This is a genomic window from Flavobacterium hankyongi (genome assembly GCF_036840915.1).
Taxonomy (GTDB): domain Bacteria; phylum Bacteroidota; class Bacteroidia; order Flavobacteriales; family Flavobacteriaceae; genus Flavobacterium; species Flavobacterium hankyongi.
The window spans coordinates 53458-75054 of the sequence record NZ_CP085725.1 but is presented as its reverse complement, the minus strand read 5'-3'; the positions used below and the strand labels follow the sequence as shown (position 1 = coordinate 75054).

The following is a 21597-nucleotide window of genomic DNA, read 5'->3' as shown; positions in this document are numbered from 1 at the left end:
TTCTTTGTTTACTCAAACTTTGACAATCTCAGTGTGCAAAAAAAGTGATTCGTGTAAAAATAAGAAATCCTGCAAATGAATATCACTTGCAGGACTTATAATTATGTTAAAACTTCGATTACTCTTTAGTTTTAGTAGCTTTTGCTTTTTTAGGTTTTTCTTCTGTAGCAGCTTCCTCAGTTTTAGCTTTTGCAGCTTTCTTAGGTGCTTTTTTCTCTTCTTCTACAACAATTAAACCTTTAGATTGTAAAATATTATACCAGTTTAATACCTTTTTAATATCTGAAGCATAAACTCTTTCTTGATCGTAATCTGGTAATATTTCTAAAAAATAAGCTGTTAAAGCTGCTTTATCATCTTTTAATTGAGGAGCTGCTCCATTGTTTTCTTTTGCAGCAATAGCAGTCATTACTTCAGCAAGTGGTTTTTCTTCACTGTAAGTATACATAGATATTTCTGATAATAAACTTACGTTACTACGTAAACCTACTGTGATTTTTTTACCATCAACTAATGATTCAGCAACAAAACCAGTTCTTGTTTGCATCTTTAATGCATATAATCCAGGTTTACCAGAAATGGCTAATATTCTCTCTAAATTCATTTTTATATATCTTATTTGTTAGTTTATCTACCTTTTTTAGGACCTGCAAAACGCATTCTATAATCTGGTCTTGCTTTCCCGTCCATTATATTTTGAAGTTTCTTTTTAATTAACGTCTTTTTAAGTGACGATATTTTATCTGTAAACAAAACTCCTTCAATATGATCGTATTCATGTTGAATAACTCTTGCTATCAAGCCATCGTAAACATCTGTATGCTTAGTAAAATTTTCATCAAAATATTCAATTGTAATTTTTTCATGACGGTAAACGTCTTCTCTCACATCAGGAATACTTAAACAACCTTCGTTAAAAGCCCATTCTTCGCCTTCTTCTTTAAGAATTTTAGCATTAATGAATGTCTTTTTAAAACCTTTTAACTGTTCCGCTTCTTCTTTTGACAAATCATCACTTTCACTAAAAGGCTCCGTATCTACAATAAATAAACGAATTGCCAAACCAACCTGAGGTGCTGCCAAACCTACTCCACATGCATTATACATCGTGTCATACATGTTTGCCAAAACCTCGTTTAAATTTGGATACTCTTTAGTTATTTCTTCTCCTACTTTTCTTAAAACAGGATCTCCATAACCAACAATTGGATAAATCATTCTATTTCAATTTGGGCGTTCCCCTTCGTAAACTTAGGGTCAGGCTATTCGCGGTGCATGACACCTTGCTTCTATCCTTAACGCATTTAATTTAGAGTGCAAAAGTAATTAATTTTACTAAAATTAAATGCATTGCTATAAGTTTTGTTACTCAACGCTACTTTGATTCATTTTCAGAACTAAAATAGGGAAAATCTTATTGAGAAATTTTAACGATTAGTTCTCGATTAACTTCGTTCCGTTCAGCTATACCTCGGGTCATTTTTTGTTCCTTTACATTTCACAAAAAACACTTGAACTGAGGTTAATCTACTTTCAATTTTAGTACCTCATTTGTTTTTTTTCTTACTTGGTCACACAATTCAGTATTCTGACACAAACTTTGCCCGTATGACGGAATCATGTTTTTTAACTTGTTTTGCCAAGCTTCAGACTTCATTTGTTCCGGAAAACATTTCCCAAGTAATTCAATCATTATCGAAGTCGCTGTAGATGCTCCCGGTGATGCTCCAAGTAATACTGCTAGAGAACCATCATGAGCTGCAACCACTTCGGTACCAAATTCCAACACCCCATTACCTTCTTTATCTTTTTTGATAACCTGAACACGTTGTCCAGCATTTTCTAAAACCCAATCTTCTTTTTTAGCAGAGGGAACATATTCTTTCAACGCCTTCATTCTATCATTTGACGATTGAAAAACCTGTTCAATTAAATATTTTGTAAGTGGAATATTTTTAATTCCTGCTCCTATCATAGGCTTTATATTGTCTAATTCAATCGACTTAATTAAATCGAAATACGAACCATTTTTAAGAAATTTAGTAGAAAACCCAGCGTACGGACCAAAAAGTAATGCTTTTTCTCCATCAATCATGCGCGTATCAATATGCGGAACCGACATGGGTGGTGCACCAACAGAAGCCTTACCATACACCTTAGCAGCATGTTTTTTAATCACTTCAGGATTAGTACATTTCAACCACTGTCCGCTTACAGGAAATCCTCCATAACCTTCTCCTTCAGGGATATTGGCTTTTTCTAAAAGTAATAACGAACCTCCTCCAGCACCAATAAACACAAATGGCATATATACTTTTTTCTTTTCTCCAGAAGCAATATCCTTAACCTTAATTCTCCAAATTCCTGTATCTCTTTTCTTAAGTGATTTTACTTCATGATTGTAGTGAACTGTAACACCTTCAAGCGTTTCCAGATATTTAAAAATACTGCGTGTCAATGCTCCAAAATTAACATCAGTACCATACTTCATGGTTGTCGCTGCAATTTTATCCTTGCTCTTACGGCCTTCCATTACTAAAGGCGCCCATTCTTTTATTTGATTGGCGTCCTCAGTAAATTCCATTTCTTTAAACAAGTGGAATTTTTGCAGTTCGTTAAAACGTTTTCTTAAATACTCAACGTTATCATCACCCCAAACAAAGCTTAGATGAGGAACACTTTTTATAAAATTTTCTGGATTTTGCAATAAGTTCTTTTCGACAAGATATGCCCAAAACTGGCGTGAAACTTCAAATGATTCTGAAATTTTAACGGCCTTTTTTACATCAATAGAACCGTCTTCTAGTTCAGGAGTGTAATTTAACTCACAAAAAGCAGCGTGACCGGTTCCCGCATTGTTCCAAGCATCAGAACTTTCTGCAGCAGCGATATCTAATCGCTCAAATATTTCGATTTTTAAATCAGGTTGTAATTCTTTTAGAAGTAGTCCTAACGTAGCGCTCATAATTCCAGCACCTATTAACACTACATCTGTTTCGATTTTTTGTGTTGTTGTTGTCATTTCTTAGAATTGTGCCACAAAGATACTATCAAAAAATGCAAAATTTATCTTAATTTTCAACCCTTAATAGAATTTTAGATATTGATAAAAAAACCTATATCATTTTTCGAGATAGATAATCTCTAAGCATAATTGTTGCCGAAATTTCATCAATTAAGGCTTTATTTTGACGTTGTTTCTTTTTTAGTCCACTATCAATCATAGTTTGAAACGCCATTTTTGAAGTAAAACGCTCATCTACCCTAACTACCTGAATTTTAGGAAATATCTCTTTAAACTTTATCACAAAAGCCTCAATTATGGGAGCGCTTTCAGATGGTTGTCCATTCATTTGTTTTGGTTCGCCAATAAGCACCTTAGTAACTTGCTCTTTTGAGAAATAATCTTTCAAAAAATCAATCACTTTTTCTGAAGGAACTGTCTCTAAACCCGATGCTATAATTTGCAGTTCGTCTGTAACGGCAATTCCTGTTCGTTTCATTCCGTAATCTAATGCGAGTATTCTTGGCATGCTATATTTTTGTTACAAAGGTAAATATTATTGGCTTTAATTCTTTGCAGGTAATTTATAATTTGATTTAGTAGATTTGTTTTAAATTATTTATGGCATGGATTAAAAATCATAAGTTTCGAAACCTTATTTCGGTTTAAAAATATCCTCAACTTGATTTGGATTTCCTCCGCATTTTTCCACAATTTCTTTGATGATTAATACTTCTAACTCGTTAGCAAATTTTAGTTTTGTTTTATAAATTTAAAAAATACTTCAATCTCCCATCGCTGTTTGTAGATATCGACAATCTCTTTAGAAGTTAGATTATTACTATTGCTTAAAAAATAGAATATTTCATTACTTTCCTTTTCTCGTGCAATGATTAACCTTAAAAATGAAGTTGTTTTTTTATTTCGTTTATCAAACAATATAACCTTCAAATCTCTTTCAATAGATAATCTTTCTGTTTCTTTTTGAACTATTTGAAATTCCTCAACTATTTGAAAGCGAGTATAATTATTAAGGCGAGTAACAAAAATAAAGTTCTGATTATTGAAACCTTCAAATACACTTCTTGCCTGAAGTCCGCGATCAAAGACCAATATGTTTTCTGGACTTAGTAGACATTCATTTATTAAATCTTTTAAAGCAAAATCTTCAGAAACGAAAGCCTGGTCTGTAAATATCTTAGAATGTATGGGACATTGGAAAAAGCCATACTAAACTTCACAAATCTTTTATCTCCTTGTTTGTTAATCTGCATTCCTTCTGCAAATAATTTTGAAGAAATACTTACTAAAGTAGAGTCAAAAGCAATAATATTGTGTTTCTTCTTAAGATATTTATTTTGAAATTGTTTTAAACAACTTTTAAAAATTGCCTCGAAATAACACGGGTTTATAGCAACTAATCGGTCTCTTATCGAATTGTATCTTACCCCCTCAGAACTATTGTTTGCAATACTTTTAAAGGCTAATGAATGATAAAATTCCTCCATGACACTCAAGCTATTATGCTTTACATTTAGCATTGAAAAAAGTAAAAGTTGAAACATCGTTTGCTCATTGAGCTTTTTAACTTGGTAATCAACCTTGTAATCTAATGATAATCTTTCTAATTCCTCTTTGGAGATATAATTTAATACTTCTGAAACTTGCATAGTTTCTTGTAAAATTATAAAATTTAAGGTTTCGAACACTTATGGCGTCTCGCTCGTGTCTATTGAAACATACGATATTTTCCTACTCAAAGTCAAGAGACTTTGCTTAGAAGAGCAAAAATATTCATTTATCATATCTTTGATTGAAAACAATCAACCTATCATTAAAATTTAAGCATCTGTTTATGCATGAACCTTATGAAAAAAGACTTAATCACAAAGCAGATTTCAGAGTAAAATATAAATTCAGAAGTCCAGAAGACGGCGGAAGAAAAACAGGTGAACCTTATCAAGGAATTCGTTGTGATTTTTCATTCATTGATGAATCTGAAAATAAAATGTATATGATATGGCCAGAATTTGAAGATGAAGAAGGAAATGTTATATTACAAAATAATATATCTGTACCAAACTCAGGAACGGCAAGAATGTGGATTATAAACAATCAAATGAGACCCTATCACTATGAGAAAATTAAAGTTGGCGTGAAAGGAAATTTCAGAGAAGGTCCTATGTTTTCAGCAGATTGTGAAATTATTGAAGTTTTAGACTTAAAGAGTAACCCAACAAAGAATAGATAATAAAAGTAGTATTATTATTTAGAAGAATAAAAAATGCCCCAATCGGGGCATTTTAACTTATATAAACTTGCTTTTTTAAAACACTTCGACAAGACTTTGACAAGCTCAGTCCAAGACTCAGTGTAAGCGATTTACACGAAATCTTTTCAAAGATTTCGGTTCTCTGCTTACATATTTCGTCTATACTGTCCTCCTACTTCAAACAACGCTGAAGTAATCTGACCTAACGAACACACTTTAGTGGCATCCATCAGTTTTTCAAAGATGTTTTGGTTTTGGATAGCGGCTTCCTGAATGATATTCAACTGCTCCTCCACTTTATGCGCATTGGCTTTGTGCAGATTATCTAACATTACAATCTGGTATTGTTTTTCCTCTTCCGTTGCACGAATTACCTCAGCAGGAATTACAGTTGGCGAACCTTTTGAACTCAAGAAAGTATTCACCCCAATAATCGGGAATTCTCCGGTATGTTTCAATGTTTCGTAATACAACGATTCTTCCTGGATTTTCGAGCGTTGGTACATGGTTTCCATAGCACCTAACACACCGCCTCTTTCCGTTATTCTGTCGAATTCCTGAAGAACAGCAGCTTCGACTAAATCGGTCAATTCTTCAATGATGAATGAACCTTGAATTGGGTTTTCGTTTTTAGCTAAACCTAATTCTTTGTTGATAATCAACTGAATTGCCATCGCACGACGTACCGATTCTTCCGTTGGTGTTGTAATCGCTTCATCATACGCATTGGTATGCAACGAGTTACAGTTATCGTAAATCGCATACAACGCTTGTAATGTCGTACGGATATCGTTAAAGTCGATTTCCTGCGCGTGTAACGAACGACCGGATGTTTGAATATGGTATTTCAACATTTGAGCTCTTTCATTCGCACCGTATTTGTTTTTCAAGGCTTTTGCCCAGATTTTACGTGCCACACGACCAATAACAGCATATTCTGGATCGATACCGTTCGAGAAGAAGAAGGATAAGTTCGGACCGAAATCGTTGATGTTCATACCGCGGCTTAAATAATATTCCACGTAAGTGAAACCATTTGCCAACGTGAACGCCAACTGCGTAATAGGATTCGCTCCTGCTTCGGCAATATGGTAACCAGAAATCGAAACCGAATAGAAATTACGAACGTTTTCTTTGATAAAGTATTCCTGAACGTCACCCATTAAACGAAGGGCAAATTCTGTAGAGAAAATACACGTATTTTGCGCCTGATCTTCTTTTAGGATATCGGCCTGAACCGTTCCACGAACCTGTGCTAAGGTTTTTATTTTAATATCGTTATAAACATCCGCTGGTAACACCTCATCTCCGGTAACACCTAAAAGCATTAAGCCTAAACCGTCGTTTCCTACAGGCAATTCGCCTTGGTAACGTGGACGTTCTACGCCTTTTTCTTTATAAATTTTAGCAATTTTGGCTTCAACTTCTTTTTCTAAACCGTTCTCTTTGATGTATTTCTCACAGTTCTGGTCTATGGCCGCGTTCATGAAGAAACCAAGCAACATCGGAGCTGGACCGTTAATGGTCATGGAAACCGAAGTCATCGGGTGACTCAAATCGAAACCAGAATATAATTTTTTAGCATCGTCCAAACAACAGATAGAAACCCCAGCATTTCCGATTTTTCCGTAAATATCCGGACGAACGTGTGGGTCATTTCCGTATAACGTCACACTGTCGAAAGCAGTCGATAAACGTTTTGCTGGTAAACCGGCACTCACATAATGAAAACGCTTGTTGGTTCTTTCCGGTCCGCCTTCCCCGGCAAACATACGTGATGGATCTTCTCCTTCACGTTTAAACGGATACAATCCCGAAGTAAAAGGAAATTCTCCCGGAACGTTTTCCTGTAAATTCCATTTTAGGATATCGCCCCAAGCCTGGTATTTCGGTAAGGCTACTTTTGGTATTTGAGAGTGCGATAAACTCTCGGTATGCGTTGCTATTTTGATTTCCTTATCGCGTACTTTAAACGAGTACACCGGATTTTTGTATTTGTTGACTTTTTCGTCCCAGGTTAAAATGATTTCCCAGTTGTAAGGATCCAAATTCATTTTTACGCGGTCGAATTCTTTTGTTAATAATGATAAGAATTCTTGTTTTTCCGGCGAATGATTCAACGATTCCTCAACTACACCCGATTTATCTAATTTAGGAGCTTTTCCAGAAACGGTTTCAATCGTTTTGAAGATTCCATATAATTTTTGCGCCACATCAACCTGAGAAAGCGCTGTTTCGTCATATTTTCGGTTGTTTTCTGCGATTTCCGACAAATAACGCGTTCTGTGTGGCGGAATCACGAAGATTTTTTCGCTCATTTCACGCGTAATTTCAAAAGTCGAGTGCAAATCGATTCCCGTTTTCTCTACAATTTTATCCATAATGGATTTGTAAAGCGTGTTCATGCCCGGATCGTTAAACTGCGAAGCAATCGTTCCGAAAACCGGCATTTTATCAGGATCAACATCCCACAAATTGTGGTTACGCTGGTATTGTTTTTTCACATCGCGAATCGCATCCAAAGCACCGCGTTTGTCAAATTTATTCAAAGCTACCAAATCGGCGAAATCCAACATGTCGATTTTCTCCAACTGAGTTGCCGCACCGAATTCAGGCGTCATTACGTATAACGAAACATCAGAATGATCCATGATTTCCGTATCCGACTGACCGATTCCGGAAGTTTCCAACACAATCAAATCGTATTTAGCTGCTTTCAATACTTCAATCGCTTCCTGAACGTATTTTGACAAGGCCAAATTCGACTGACGGGTTGCCAACGAACGCATGTAAACACGAGGATTATTGATCGCATTCATACGGATTCTGTCTCCCAAAAGTGCACCACCCGTTTTACGTTTTGACGGATCCACGGAAATTAATCCGATAGTTTTTTCAGGGAAATCGATTAGAAAACGACGAACCAATTCATCTACCAAAGATGATTTTCCGGCGCCACCTGTTCCCGTGATTCCCAAAACCGGCGTTTTACTGTCCTGATTTATTTTGTAGATTTTCTCCAAAGCAGGTTTCGCCACTTCAGGGAAATTTTCCGCCGAAGAAATGACACGAGCAATCGCTGTCGGATTCTTATCTTCTAAATGATTCAGCTCACCATTCAGCACATCGCCTACCGGAAAATCGGAACGCATCACCAAATCATTAATCATTCCTTGCAATCCTAATTCACGACCATCATCGGGAGAATAAATTCTTTCGATACCGTATTCGTGTAATTCTGAAATCTCTGAAGGCAAGATTACTCCGCCACCGCCTCCAAAAATTTTGATATGACCTGCTCCTTTTTCTTTTAGCAAATCATACATGTATTTAAAATATTCGTTGTGACCACCTTGATAGGATGTCATCGCAATCGCATTGGCATCTTCTTGAATAGCAGTATTTACCACTTCTTCCACACTTCTGTCGTGTCCCAGGTGAATAACTTCCACACCCGTTGCCTGAATAATACGACGCATGATATTAATTGCTGCATCATGGCCGTCAAAAAGTGAAGCCGCAGTTACAATTCTAACTTTATTTTTTGGTTGATAAGGTTGTACTTGTTCCATTGTTATGGTAATAAATTTGTGCTGCAATTTACATATTTCTAAAAAATTAAAAGCCTTATTTTTTGTATTATTACGAATAAAAAAGAGTCATTACAAAACTTCTGTAAAATTTATCTCACTATTCACTACTGCGATTGCATTTTAATTAAAAAACAATTCAAAAATTACCTTCAAATTAATTCGATTTTTTAAAAAGGCATAGAGTTTGATTATCTTTGGTAAACCAAATTTTTATTATGAAAAAGATATTCCTACTATTATTTTTAATCCCATTTGCTAGTAACGCACAATTAAAAGATTTACTAAAAAAAGCTGAAGAACAACTTACATCAATCACTAAAAAAGACGGAGGGCTAGATATTGCAGCTGGTTTAAGAGAAGCTTTAAACAAAGGTGTAGATGTACAAGTAACTAAACTAACCGCTACTGATGGTTTTTATAAAAACCAAGCGGTTAAAATTTTAATGCCCGAAGAATTACAAAAAGTGGATAAAACTTTGCGAAAAATGGGAATGTCTAAATTAGCCGATGATGGTGTAAAAGCCTTAAACAGAGCCGCTGAAGATGCTGTAAAAGAATCGACACCAATATTTGTAGATGCCATTAAAAATATCACAATTACTGATGCCAAAAATATTTTACTTGGCAATCAAGACGCCGCAACAAACTACTTACAAGGTTCTACTAGAAATCCGCTTTATGCTAAATTTAATCCTGTGGTTCAAAAATCTATTGGAAAAGTAGGAGCTGATGTTATTTGGAACAATATCATCAAAAAATACAACAGTTTACCACTGGTTTCTAAAGTTAACCCTGACATTAATGATTATGTAACCAATAAAGCTTTAGATGGTGTTTATAAAATGATTGCTGTGGAAGAAAAAAATATTAGAACTAATATTAAATCAAGAACATCTGATTTATTAGTAAAAGTTTTTGCATTACAAGATAAAAAGTAAGGCCATGAAATCAACGATTCACGAACACCAAAAAAGCAATTTAAAAACTGTGAGTAAAAAAGTTATCATTTTACTAGCTATCCTTCCTTTATTTTCAGGATGCGCCGAAATGCAACAGGTGATTAATCAATTACCTACTGAGCAAGGTATTTCACAATTTGAAATTGCATCGGGTTTAAAAGAAGCTTTAAACAATGGTATCGACAAGCAAGTTGTAAAGCTTACAGCTATAGATGGGTTTTATAAAAACGAAATGGTCAAAATTTTACTTCCCGAAGAATTAAAAAAGGTTGACAAAGGACTTCGAGACATTGGAATGGGAAAATTAGCCGATGAAGGATTAAAAGTTTTAAACAAAGCTGCCGAAGATGCTGTAAAAGAATCGACACCAATATTTGTGGATGCCATCAAAGGAATGACATTTACAGATGCTAAAAATATTCTTTTAGGAGACGATCGTTCAGCAACAACTTATTTACAAAACTCTACCTCAACGGCTTTGTATGGAAAATTTAATCCCGTGATTAAAAATTCATTTGCAAAAGTTGGGGCAGATAAAGTTTGGACCAATATCATCAACAAATACAACAGCATTCCGCTGGTTAAAAAAGTTAACCCAGATTTAACAGATTACACCACCAATAAAGCAATGGAAGGGGTATTCAAAATGGTTGCAATTGAAGAAAAAAATATCCGAACTAACATTGCAGCAAGAACTTCTGATTTGTTAAAAAGGGTATTCAGCTTACAAGACAAGAAATAGTTAAAATTTTCATAATCAAGAAGATAATAACATTATCTTAACAATAGCATTCGAAAAAAATACTGACCTTTGTAAGAGAAATTCATAGAATTTTGTTTGGTTTGGTTAGTTTACAAAAAAGTCGGTATCTAGGTACCGGCTTTTTTATTTGAATTCCATCAGGAAATTAATTACTTGAGCATTAAAAACCGAAGCTTGCTCTACGTTTACAACGTGTCCACACTTTTCTACAACATATAATTTAGCTGTTTTATAATGTGCTTCCACCACTTTTTTCACAGAAGGTAAAAACATATAATCCTCTTCTCCCATAATGTAAAATGTTGGAATATTCAGCTCCACTTGGCGGAACCATCTTAACACTGGGTTAATCTCGGCAGTTAATTTAAACCACTTAATAAATTCTTTTTGATACAGTTTTTTGGCCTCATTAATAAACAACAAACGAGACTGTTTATGATTATCCTTTGGCATAATAATGAAAGCAAATAATTTGTAAAGTACCAGATAAGGAAGTACATACTTAAAAACATTCCCTACTCGCATTAAAATTTGGGAACGGAAATTCATTTTCAAAATAGCGCCTCCCATAATCATGCTTTTTACTCTTTCAGGATACATTTCAGCCAATTGACGAATTACAATTGTGCCGAGAGAAATGCCCACAAAATGTGATGACTGAATTTTAAGATGATCAATCACTTCGATCACATCTTGTGCAATAGATTTAAAAGTATATTTTTTTGTAAAAGCAGTTTTTCTAGAGTCACCATGACCTCTTAAATCAAGAACCAAAACATTAAAATGCTTTTGAAATTCTCTAATTTGTTTATACCAAATTGACGAACTACCACCAGCTCCATGAACAAATGTTACCCATTGAGTATTTGAATGATTTTCGTAAACAGTATAATTTATCACAGACTATTTTTGAACAAATATAATAGATTAATGGTCATGACCATGTTGCAAGTGCAATTCTCCTATTCTAAAGCGAAGTTTTTTGAAATAATCGAAAGCTTTGACTAATCTACTCCCGTACCAAGAAAACATTTCTCCGTCTACAAAAACTGTTTTTGCATGATGTGTATGTCTGCCCAATTCAAAAGCATGTTCATCATTAAAAGGAAACGGTTCAGAAGAAAGGAATAGTAAATCTGGATCTCCTTGAATTCGCATTTTTTGCACTACAACTTCTGGATAACGACCTGAGTATTTTTCGTTGTGAGCGTAAATATTTGTAAACTTATTTAACTCCAATAAATGATTAATAAAAGTATTGTCGGCAGCAACCATGTACGGTTTTCCCCAAATAAAATAGGCTACACTTTGGGTTTCGTACTCTTTTATAAAATTTTGAAAATCTTGTTGAGCAAAGTTAATCTTATCAATCCATTTTTGAGATTCGGTACGTACATTAAATAGCTTCCCGAAATCTTCAATCATTTTGTTATTATCCTCAATCGTATAAATATCAGTCACCCAAACAGGACATATTGCACTCAATTCTTCTACAATCGCTAAAGTATTTTCTTCTTTGTTACAAATAATGATATCAGGCTGAAGTGCTTTTATTTTATCAACTTTTACCTGTTTTGTACCACCAACAATTGTTTTGGTCGATTTAAAATGAAACGGATGCACGCAAAATTTAGTAATCCCAACAATCTTATCCTCTAAACCTAAATCATATAACAATTCGGTTTGAGAAGGCACTAAAGAAACAATTCTTTTTGGTGAAACTTCAAAGCTGTGTTGGTTTCCTATTTGGTCTACAAAGATTTTCAAATTCTATTATTTTATTTTTTAATACTAATTCCGTTGGGATACATTATGGCTATTAATACAGCGATTAGTAAAAAATTGAATTCTACTCCATTTCTGCCACCTCCAACAACATACCACCCATCAGGTAAATGAACCATAAAAATTCCAACAATCAGAATTAAAATAGTTATTATAGCCGCTGGTTTTACATATTTATCAATAAGTAATAAAATTGCAGTTACAAGATGCGATAGTTTAATACTCCATGCAAGGGCTAAACCAAAAGGAGCAAATCCTATCTGATTTAGATACAGATTACCAAAATCATTTATTCCGTTATTAAACATTCCCGGAACACTGTGCATAATTAATATGATGGCTACAGCGACACGAAGTATAAAACTTGATTTCATAAAGTTTCTAAAATTTGTCCCATTTCTTGTTGTAACTTGAAAGCTTCTTCCCTAGCCTTTTGAGCAAAATCTTCTTGAATTGAAGCATAAATAATTCCTCGAGAAGAATTTATCAGCAAGCCTACATTTTTATTCAATCCATACTTACAAACTTCCTGTAAACTTCCTCCTTGTGCTCCAACACCAGGAACCAAAAAGAAACTATATGGTACAATCTTTCTTATTTCTGTAAAATATTCTGCTTTTGTAGCACCTACAACATACATCAGGTTTTCAGATTTTTTCCAAGTTTTTGATGTTTCAATTACTTGTTTGTATAATTCTTTTCCGTTTACCATTAATGTTTGAAAATCGAAAGCTCCTTCGTTTGATGTTAAAGCCAACATAATAGTATGTTTTCCTTCAAAAGCTAAAAAAGGTTCAACAGAATCTTTACCCATATACGGTGCCACCGTAACCGAATCAAATTCTAAATCTTCAAAAAAAGCTTTGGCATACATAGAAGATGTATTTCCAATATCTCCTCTTTTAGCATCTGCAATAGTAAATAATTCAGGATAGTTTTGATTAATGTAGTTAATCGTTTTCTGTAAAGCTTGCCAACCTTTGATTCCGTAAGCTTCAAAAAAAGCAATATTAGGTTTATACGCCACGCACAAATCATGTGTCGCATCTATAATTGCTTTATTAAATTCAAAAATTGGATCTTCTGTAGCTAGTAAATGTTGTGGAATTTTATTCAAATCTACATCTAGCCCTACGCATAAAAATGATTTCTTGATTCGAATTTGTTCAATAAGTTGTTGTGTTGTCATTTGTTATAGTTGTTGTGCAAAAGTACAAAGTAGAAACTCAATTCTCAAAATTATATAACATTCTCCAAAAATCATGTAAAACAAACCTCAACCAGTCGATGCATCTTTGTCATGTAATCAAAACATTAAAATTTGGAAATTATGAAAACGATGAAAAATTTAATTTTAGGATTAGGGTTATTAGCGACATGTACAATGATGGCTCAAAACGAAAAAATGCATAACATGATAAAAGCAGGTATAAATGGTGGTATTGCTTTGCCATCAACAAATGCAACAGCTAATGCAGGTGTTGATATTGCTTATCAAAACTTAGTAGTACCAGGATTTGGACTAGGTGTAGCTACGGGTTACAATCATTTTTTTGGAAAAGATAATGATGGAATTAAAAATAATGACTTTGGAATTGTTCCAGTAGCTGGTTTAATTCATGTTTACCCAGGTAAAACAGGTTTCTATTTAGGATCCGATATTGGATACGGATTTTTAGTTGGCGATAAAAAAGTTGCTAGTAACAGTGATGTTGACAGACCCGATGGTGGTTTTTATATAAAACCAGAAATGGGTTGGCATAATAGAAATTGGAACTTCTCTGTACAATACGCAAAATTGTTTACGGGAAGTAAAGGAGAAATTGGAAATCAGGATTATAACGCAGCTAGTTTAGGCGTTGGAGTAAGTTATAATTTACCATTAGGAAAATAATGTACATATATATTTATTTGAGTTAGTTAGTTGGTTTTGAAAACCCCGATTTTTATCGGGGTTTTTGTTTAAATGAAAATTCTATAACAAATAGAGAACAAGATGTAAGGCAAATTTTGGGGCAAAAAGGCAACTTTGAATATAACCTAAATGAAAGCCAAAATGAAAACTATAAGTCTAATTATTATCAAAGTAATAAAATCATTTTTTGGAGCGTTATGCAATGATTTGGTTTTATTTGCTGGACATCATAATTATTTTGAAATGTTTTTGATTGCCTTTTGCATCGAATTGAAAAGCACTATTTTCAGTTAAAAATTTATATATTTAAAGAATAAACTGGTAACAAACTATGAAAGCCTTTTTAAAATTTGATTTCAATATTTTGACAAAGAAGTTGTTGGAAGAAAAAATAGCTTCTTTAGGAGTAAAATTTTCAGTAACAGGTTTTGGTGAAATTGAATTTTTAGAAACCATTCCCGAAGACAAAATCGAAGAAATAACTTCTGTACTTAATAGCTATGGAATTGATATTATCGAAAATCAAAAGACGGTTTTAGTTCAAAAAATAAAGGATACTATTGTTGAAATGGTTTTTAAAGAAGATGCTCCAAATGTAAAAGCATCAGTTTACTTAGCAGAGAAGCTAAATCATAGCTATGGCTATTTATCTAATTTATTTTCTGAAGTAACTTATACATCAATTGAAAATTTTATCATTATTCAAAAGATTGAATATGCGAAACAGCTTATAGTAAATGATAAATTGAGCTTAACTGAAATTGCATTCAAACTTAACTATTCAAGTGTAGCACATTTAAGTACACAATTTAAAAACACAACAGGAATTACTCCTTCTCAGTTTCAGCGAATTATTTTGAAAAGAAGGGAAATTGCCAATACCAAATAAACTCATGGAAAAAGAATATATACACATTATCCTTGCTGATGATGACGAAGATGATAGGTTATTTTTTACAGACGCTTTTAGCGAATTAAAAATAAGCACAAAAGTACAGACTTATAACGACGGTGTTGAACTCATGAATTATCTAAATGAGGACGATGTTGTTTTACCCAATGTCTTATTTTTAGATTTAAACATGCCTCGCAAAAACGGAATTGAATGCTTGCAAGAGATTAAGTCAAATGACAAGTTTAAAGACATTGCCATTGCTATCTACTCAACCTCATCTTCTGAAGAACATATTGAGGAAACTTTTGTATTAGGTGCTAATGTGTATATAAAAAAACCTAATGATTTTAATACACTAAAAAAGTTTTTGTCTGATGTAATAACCATAAACTGGCAATACCATACCTCTGGACTTAATAAAGATAATTTTTTACTACGAATGTAAAATGAATATTATAGCCTTTTATAAATCTCCCCTTTTTTTACGTATTGTTTTTGTTTTATCAATTGCGATTATTTTTTTCATTGCAGCCATCACTTTTAAACATATTAATGCTTTATCTGACTCTTCAAATAGAGTTTTAAACACCTATAATGTTGCTGTCGAACTCGAAAAAATGTACACCTATGTTAATGACTTAGAAACAGCCAAGAGAGACTATATTGCTTCAAACGATCAAACGATAAAATTTTCTATAAAAATTCATCAAAAAGAAATAGAAAAAGCATTGCTAAAAGTAGAAAAAATAACTCAAGACAATAAAACACAAAGGGAGTACACAAAAATTTTAAGAGGATTGATCAATCATAAATATCATATTGTTAACATCATTCTTGCAAAAGATTATTCAAATGGAGTATTAGGAAGTACAGAACTTAATAATGATTTTTTATCTGGTAAAAAAGTCATGTATGATATACGAAAAGTAATTAATAAAATGATTGCTGTCGAGGAGAGTTTACTACTAAAAAGAAATAGCATTTATCAAAACAACCAAAAAACAACTCCTTTATACATTTATCTAACATTACTTGTCACACTTGGATTACTAGTACTTTCTTATGTAAAAATGAGTAAAGATTTGCACAATATAAAATCGTACAACAACGAATTGATCGTGGCAAACAAATCAAGTAGTCTATCAGAAATTGTTGGCAATTATGGCACTTGGCAGCTTAATCTTGAAACCCACGAGTACACATTTTCTGCTAATGAATATCGTCTTTTAGGATATGAACCTAATGCTTTCAAGGCTAATCTTGAAGATTTCATGAAACATATTCATCCAGATGACAAAGAAACTGTACAAGAAGTAAACCGTAAAATGATTCATGAAGAATATCTTCCTTCTTTCACCTACCGAATTTATAAAACAGATGGTGAATTAAGATACTTTAGAGCATCAGGAAGAGTTGTTATCAATAAATCTAACGAAAGAATTTTAATTGGCACTACTACTGATGTTACCGAAGAAATTATTGCCAATCATGAAATTGAAGAACGTAATAGAATTCTGGAATTGAACAATAAAGAACTACAAGCTTTTAATTATGTGGCCAGTCATGATTTACAAGAGCCATTACGAAAAATAGAGACATTTATTTCACGCCTAATCGACAAGGATTTTAATAGTTTATCTGAATCTGGTCAGCAGTACATTACCCGAATAAATGCTTCGGCTGGAAGAATGCGAATCTTGATTGATGATTTGCTTCAATTCTCTAGAACAACAAGAGCAGAACAAGTTTTTGCAAAAGTAGATTTAAACGAATTGCTCGAAAACGCTAAACAAGAACAGGCACAACTTATTGAAGAAAAGAAAGCCATAATCAATGCCGATGAATTACCTGAACTTGAAGTTGTCCCTTTTCAAATTCAACAATTATTCAGCAACTTAATTAACAACTCTATTAAATACAGTAAAGAAAATATTCCTCCAATAATAAATATTACTGTTTCTGAAGTTGAAGCTGAAAAAGAAGCAAAATTTCTTCCAAATGGTTATAATAAATTTTACAAAATAATTTTCTCAGACAATGGAATTGGTTTCGACCAAGAATATGCTGATAAAATATTTACACTATTTACCAGACTTCATAATAAAGACGAATATGCAGGAACTGGTATTGGACTAGCCATTTGTAAAAAAATCATCGAAAATCATAAAGGCTATATTTTTGCTCAAGGCGAAATTAACAAAGGGAGTTCCTTTACCATATATCTTCCAAAAGAAGCGTAAACTCAAAACATCTAAGCCATACTTTACTTTGTATGGCTTTTTTATTGCTTCTTAATCAAATAGTGGAAATTCTATAACATTTAAAAAAATTGTTATAACACATACCTCTTTTTCTGTTTGCATCTTTGTAATGTAATCAAACATTAATATTTACAAACCTAAATAATATAAATCATGCAAAATTTACTTTACATCGCCGCGATAGTTTGTATCATTCTATGGGCACTGGGATATTTTGTTTATAGCTTAGGAAGCTTAGTTCATGTTTTATTGCTTATAGCAGTAATAGCAGTTCTATTAAGGATAATAAAAGGAAAACCATTATAAATTTAAAAATTAAAGATTATGAAAACAGACAAAGTAGTATTAGGAATTTTAGGAGCAGCGGCCGTAGGAGCAGCATTAGGAATTTTATTCGCTCCAGATAAAGGAAGTGTAACTAGAAAAAAAATTTCATCTAAAGGAAAAGATTTGAAAGACTCATTAAAAACAAATCTGAATAATTTATCAGAGAAAGCTAATGAAGTTTATTCTTCCTTGAAAGGTGAAGTAAAAGAAGCTAAGGATGATTTTGATCATGAGATAGCTAACCTAAAAAATATCAATAAATCTATTATGTAACATAAAAGCAAACAAAATGGACAATCAATCAGCAAATACAAATCCTCTTTTTGAAAAAATAGAAAGTTTTACTAAAACTAGTTTAACCCTATTCAAACTGAGTTCTGTCGAAAAATCAGCCGATGTGGTTTCATCCCTTATTACCCGAATCACCATTATCGTAATTGCCTCATTGTTCATTTTGTTTGCTAATATAGGTTTAGCCTTTTGGATAGGAAAATCATTGGGAGAGTACTTTTTAGGTTTTTTCATTGTTTCTGGTTTTTACATTATCCTTTTAGCTTTTGTATTTATTTTCAGATACAAAATGATAAAAAAACCAATCAGCGATATGATGATACAAAAAATGATTCATGAAGCAGAAATAGACAACATCATTCAAAACAATTAAAAATGAAAGCCATGAAAAAGGATAATCTTTCTATAAAACTAAAAACTGCCATTTCGATTTTGGAAGAAAAACAGAAAGCAGAATTTAGAGTTTTAAAAACCGAATGCGAAACAGTAATTAATGATTTTAAGCCTCTGAATATGATGGGGCAAATTTCAAGGGTTATTACATCTGAACCAAATATAAAAAATGGTATTTTAAACTCACTTATTAGTTTAGGAGTAGGATATGTATCTCAGAAATTTATTCCTAAAAAAGTAAATTCTTTTTTGAATAAGATAGTCCATTTTGCCTCAAATTTAAAACTAGCATAAAAACATATTTAACCATAAAATTATAAATCATGAAAGCAATTAAATTATTTGCTGCACTGACAATACTTGTTTTTGTAGCCACGTCGTGTAAAAATGAGAACGAATTAAAAGCAGAAAAAAATGTCAATCAATATGCATCTTATGTTGATTCTATTATTAAAGTTGAGCCAGAAGTTGCCGCAGAAGATTGGGTAGATATTGAAGCGAGTGCCGAATTTAAAAAATCTGAAGCATTAGAAGCTCTTGATGCCATTGAAGGAAGAGAGATTTTCGACAGCAAATTAGAAGAAAGTTCTAAAAAATTTGATGTGTATAAAGAAGGTGTAGAATCTAAAATGGAAGTTGCTAGTGGAACTGGAGCAGGAAACACGACACAAACAACTCCATTAAGTAAAAGCCTTTTTGGAATCGTGATTGGCAAAGATCTTAACTTTAATTGGGTGAATAAAGACAATATTCATCAAGTGTATAAAAATTTTGTAAATACCGTTTCAGCCAATAAAAAAACATATTCTCGAGAGGATTGGGACGAAATCAAATTACTTTACGAAGCATTAGACACTCGTAAAAACACTGTTGAAAAAGAAGGCCTTTCTACTAAAGACAATTTAAAAATTGCAACTTTAAAAACAGAATTTGCCACTATGTTTAAACTTAACAGAATAGGAGCAAAATCTGAAGAAAATTCAGATGCGAAAAGTTAGTAATAAAAAAAGACCAGCCATTACAGCTGGTCTTTTTCACTTTAATTTATTTACTTGATTAACTTAACTTCTACTCTTCTGTTTTGTGCTTTACCCGCTTTTGTTTTATTGTTTGCAATTGGTTTTGTTTCTCCATAACCAACTGACGAAAGCCTAGAAGCATCAACACCATTTTCAATAAGGTAATTTTTTACTGCTGCTGCTCTATCTTCAGATAATTTTTGATTCAATGTATCTTTACCATCACTGTCTGTATGCCCTTCAATTGAGAATTTAGAAGATGGATACTCTTTTAAAATAGCAACCATTGCTTGCAATACAGTATAGGTTTGCTGTTGGAATGTCGCCTTACTTGTATCAAACAAAATTGTTTTAGCATAATCATTTAATTTTTTGACAACCTCATCAGTAACTTCAGGACAGCCATTGTTTTTTACAGTTCCTTTTACATCTGGACATTTATCTTCTTTATCAGCTACGCCATCCTTATCAGAATCCGGCCAAGGACAACCTTTATTTTCTTTTGGTCCTGGCACATCTGAACATTTATCGTCTTTATCTAAAATTCCATCTTTGTCTGAATCTTCCCAAGGACAACCTCTATTTTCTTTTTCTCCAGCAACAGTTGGGCATAAGTCTTCTTTATCAATAATACCATCTTTATCCGTGTCTTTATATGGACATCCTCTGTTTTCGAAAGGACCAGCAATGTCAGGACAAATGTCATCTTTATCTAAAACTGTATCTCCATCCCTATCATTTACTTTAGGAGTTCTTTTGGCTCCATAAATAGGAACTCTTAAACCTGCATAAATATCAGCTCCTTTAGATTCATCAGTAATCAAATTTGTAATTATAGAGCCAGAACCTAAAAATAATGGCCCTGCTCTAAAACCAAAACCTGCTTGAAAATCCCTATACTCCGAATAATTTACAGGAAGATAAATACCTATCCATTTTGATTCGTAACGAGGTGTCAATATAACCATTGTGGGATTAAAATTTTTATTTAATCCATCCTTAGCTGTTAATCCAAAATCGCTGTTTAAATTCAAGAAAAATCTTTGATAGATATTCCAATCAATGTTAACATGCAAGGCTGTTGGCAAAACAGCTTTTACCGATTTTACAATTTCAGGATTTGGGTCAAACAATTCCAACACATCTCTGTAATCGTTAGCATTATCAACAGCTATGGCCGAAACTGTCCTGTTATTAAATGAATACTTTCTTAGGGTATCATTTTTAAATTTTAAAGATCCTAAATCAGTAACAGACAATCCCAGTTTAAGTTTGTACTTGCTAAGACTATTAACAATAACTTTCTCAGGTCTCCATTCATACACAAGCCCTAAATCTGCAGCAAAACCATTTGATTTTGAGTCAAAATCAAAATCTTTAGCAGTTTTCTCAAAATCTGAAACTCCTCCATATGTGATTTCACCACTTGCGGTAACTGTACTTAATGCCGGAACTATATTATCGTTATATGTAATATTGACATTTTTACCACTTGAATAAGCATTGGCTATACCTCTTAAGTATTTTGCAGTTATACCCGCTTTTAAAAAATGTTCGCTTTTATCAAGAAGAATTGTACCATAGGTAAGACCTACTTCAGCCCAACTATTTCCGGTAATGCTGTAATCCCCTTCATTTATTGTAAAATCATTGTTCCCTAAAAAACCAGAATCTATTCTACTAAAAGTTGTACCATTAATATCAGTAGCGTTAACTATTGCTCTTCCTCTTGTAAAAAGTCCTAATGAATGCTTGGGAGCAATATTAAACATTACCGATAAACCTTGAGTATCAACATTTATGTAACCATTATTACTAATACTTGGGAATTTCTTAGCACTTGCTTCAAAATCATAGTCCTTTTTTAAAACATCCGTAAATTTAAATCCATAATAATCATTTGATCCAAATACACTTCCAGAAATCAAATTAATATCGATTTTATAAGGAGAATCAGCGACATTGGCTGGGTTATAGAGAAGTCCTTGAGTACCACTGTAATTATCACTAAAGTACCCTAAATATGATTGTGCCTTAACGGAGTAAACTATTACAGCCATTAAAACTATTAAAAGATTTTTTTTCATTTAGATTTAGGTTAAAATTAGCCAAAACAATAA

General features: G+C 32.9%; 25 protein-coding genes. 13 read left to right on the top strand and 12 right to left on the bottom strand.

Annotated features, from left to right (window positions below; genetic code table 11):
* Positions 1 to 118: 118 nt before the first annotated feature.
* The 6 genes from LJY17_RS00340 to LJY17_RS00315 all read right to left on the bottom strand — a co-directional run bounded on the left by LJY17_RS00340 (position 119) and on the right by LJY17_RS00315 (position 4674).
* Positions 119 to 604, bottom strand: coding sequence for a DUF5606 domain-containing protein (locus LJY17_RS00340; RefSeq protein WP_264544825.1), 486 nt, complete (start codon positions 602 to 604; stop codon positions 119 to 121).
* A 23-nt stretch (positions 605 to 627) separates the two neighbouring features.
* Entirely contained in the window at positions 628 to 1218 is a 591-nt protein-coding gene (gene def / locus LJY17_RS00335) for a peptide deformylase (RefSeq protein WP_264544824.1), read from the bottom strand.
* Between the two features lie 304 nt (positions 1219 to 1522).
* On the bottom strand, positions 1523 to 3022 hold the full coding sequence (locus LJY17_RS00330) for a malate:quinone oxidoreductase (RefSeq protein ID WP_264544823.1): 1500 nt from the start codon (positions 3020 to 3022) through the stop codon (positions 1523 to 1525).
* Positions 3023 to 3116: 94 nt separating this feature from the next.
* Positions 3117 to 3533: a Holliday junction resolvase RuvX gene (gene ruvX, locus LJY17_RS00325; protein ID WP_264544822.1), complete on the bottom strand. Its 417-nt coding sequence runs from the start codon at positions 3531 to 3533 to the stop codon at positions 3117 to 3119.
* A gap of 224 nt (positions 3534 to 3757) precedes the next feature.
* Positions 3758 to 4201, bottom strand: a complete 444-nt coding sequence (locus tag LJY17_RS00320) for a transposase (protein ID WP_264544860.1) — start codon at positions 4199 to 4201, stop codon at positions 3758 to 3760.
* Positions 4159 to 4674, bottom strand: coding sequence for a hypothetical protein (locus LJY17_RS00315; protein WP_264544821.1), 516 nt, complete (start codon positions 4672 to 4674; stop codon positions 4159 to 4161). Before LJY17_RS00315 ends, LJY17_RS00320 begins: the two co-directional genes overlap by 43 nt.
* 185 nt (positions 4675 to 4859) lie before the next feature.
* Here LJY17_RS00315 and LJY17_RS00310 point away from each other — a divergent pair, with 185 nt between their 5' ends.
* Positions 4860 to 5255 carry a hypothetical protein gene (locus tag LJY17_RS00310; RefSeq protein ID WP_264544820.1) on the top strand — a complete coding sequence of 132 codons (396 nt, stop codon included), beginning with the start codon at positions 4860 to 4862 and terminating at the stop codon, positions 5253 to 5255.
* Positions 5256 to 5422: 167 nt separating this feature from the next.
* Here the strand turns inward: LJY17_RS00310 and LJY17_RS00305 are convergent, their stop codons facing one another.
* The gene (locus LJY17_RS00305) at positions 5423 to 8848 is read right to left on the bottom strand and encodes a methylmalonyl-CoA mutase family protein (RefSeq protein ID WP_264544819.1); all 3426 of its coding nucleotides are present in this window, start codon (positions 8846 to 8848) and stop codon (positions 5423 to 5425) included.
* A 236-nt stretch (positions 8849 to 9084) separates the two neighbouring features.
* On the opposite strand from LJY17_RS00305, the gene LJY17_RS00300 reads away from it, so the two are divergent.
* Positions 9085 to 9807: a DUF4197 domain-containing protein gene (locus LJY17_RS00300; RefSeq protein WP_264544818.1), complete on the top strand. Its 723-nt coding sequence runs from the start codon at positions 9085 to 9087 to the stop codon at positions 9805 to 9807.
* Between the two features lie 4 nt (positions 9808 to 9811).
* Entirely contained in the window at positions 9812 to 10570 is a 759-nt protein-coding gene (locus LJY17_RS00295) for a DUF4197 domain-containing protein (protein ID WP_264544817.1), read from the top strand.
* Positions 10571 to 10714: 144 nt separating this feature from the next.
* On the opposite strand, the gene LJY17_RS00290 is transcribed toward LJY17_RS00295, so the two are convergent.
* Genes LJY17_RS00290 through pyrF form a run of 4 tightly spaced genes read right to left on the bottom strand, consistent with a single transcriptional unit; the run spans position 10715 to position 13565 of the window.
* Entirely contained in the window at positions 10715 to 11491 is a 777-nt protein-coding gene (locus LJY17_RS00290; protein WP_264544816.1) for an alpha/beta fold hydrolase, read from the bottom strand.
* A gap of 27 nt (positions 11492 to 11518) precedes the next feature.
* Entirely contained in the window at positions 11519 to 12358 is an 840-nt protein-coding gene (locus LJY17_RS00285) for an ABC transporter substrate-binding protein (protein ID WP_264544815.1), read from the bottom strand.
* 11 nt (positions 12359 to 12369) lie between these two features.
* On the bottom strand, positions 12370 to 12750 hold the full coding sequence (locus LJY17_RS00280; protein WP_264544814.1) for a DoxX family protein: 381 nt from the start codon (positions 12748 to 12750) through the stop codon (positions 12370 to 12372).
* Entirely contained in the window at positions 12747 to 13565 is an 819-nt protein-coding gene (gene pyrF / locus LJY17_RS00275) for an orotidine-5'-phosphate decarboxylase (RefSeq protein WP_264544813.1), read from the bottom strand. Before pyrF ends, LJY17_RS00280 begins: the two co-directional genes overlap by 4 nt.
* A 141-nt stretch (positions 13566 to 13706) precedes the next feature.
* Here pyrF and LJY17_RS00270 point away from each other — a divergent pair, with 141 nt between their 5' ends.
* The 10 genes from LJY17_RS00270 (at position 13707) to LJY17_RS00225 (ending at position 19456) form a co-directional block, all read left to right on the top strand.
* Entirely contained in the window at positions 13707 to 14270 is a 564-nt protein-coding gene (locus LJY17_RS00270; RefSeq protein ID WP_264544812.1) for a hypothetical protein, read from the top strand.
* A gap of 162 nt (positions 14271 to 14432) precedes the next feature.
* On the top strand, positions 14433 to 14585 hold the full coding sequence (locus LJY17_RS00265; protein ID WP_264544811.1) for a hypothetical protein: 153 nt from the start codon (positions 14433 to 14435) through the stop codon (positions 14583 to 14585).
* Between the two features lie 37 nt (positions 14586 to 14622).
* Positions 14623 to 15180, top strand: a complete 558-nt coding sequence (locus LJY17_RS00260) for a helix-turn-helix domain-containing protein (protein ID WP_264544810.1) — start codon at positions 14623 to 14625, stop codon at positions 15178 to 15180.
* A 4-nt stretch (positions 15181 to 15184) separates the two neighbouring features.
* Positions 15185 to 15631 carry a response regulator gene (locus LJY17_RS00255; protein ID WP_264544809.1) on the top strand — a complete coding sequence of 149 codons (447 nt, stop codon included), beginning with the start codon at positions 15185 to 15187 and terminating at the stop codon, positions 15629 to 15631.
* A gap of 1 nt (position 15632) precedes the next feature.
* Positions 15633 to 17426: an ATP-binding protein gene (locus LJY17_RS00250; RefSeq protein ID WP_264544808.1), complete on the top strand. Its 1794-nt coding sequence runs from the start codon at positions 15633 to 15635 to the stop codon at positions 17424 to 17426.
* A gap of 174 nt (positions 17427 to 17600) precedes the next feature.
* Entirely contained in the window at positions 17601 to 17753 is a 153-nt protein-coding gene (locus tag LJY17_RS00245) for a lmo0937 family membrane protein (protein WP_264544807.1), read from the top strand.
* A gap of 18 nt (positions 17754 to 17771) precedes the next feature.
* A complete protein-coding gene (locus LJY17_RS00240) occupies positions 17772 to 18047 on the top strand; it encodes a YtxH domain-containing protein (protein ID WP_264544806.1) in 276 nt (91 codons plus the stop codon).
* 16 nt (positions 18048 to 18063) lie between these two features.
* Positions 18064 to 18438, top strand: a complete 375-nt coding sequence (locus LJY17_RS00235) for a hypothetical protein (RefSeq protein WP_264544805.1) — start codon at positions 18064 to 18066, stop codon at positions 18436 to 18438.
* A gap of 11 nt (positions 18439 to 18449) precedes the next feature.
* Positions 18450 to 18752, top strand: a complete 303-nt coding sequence (locus LJY17_RS00230; protein WP_264544804.1) for a hypothetical protein — start codon at positions 18450 to 18452, stop codon at positions 18750 to 18752.
* 29 nt (positions 18753 to 18781) lie between these two features.
* The gene (locus LJY17_RS00225) at positions 18782 to 19456 is read left to right on the top strand and encodes a hypothetical protein (protein ID WP_264544803.1); all 675 of its coding nucleotides are present in this window, start codon (positions 18782 to 18784) and stop codon (positions 19454 to 19456) included.
* Between the two features lie 50 nt (positions 19457 to 19506).
* On the opposite strand, the gene LJY17_RS00220 is transcribed toward LJY17_RS00225, so the two are convergent.
* Positions 19507 to 21564, bottom strand: a complete 2058-nt coding sequence (locus tag LJY17_RS00220; protein WP_264544802.1) for a DUF5723 family protein — start codon at positions 21562 to 21564, stop codon at positions 19507 to 19509.
* Between the last annotated feature and the right edge of the window lie 33 nt (positions 21565 to 21597).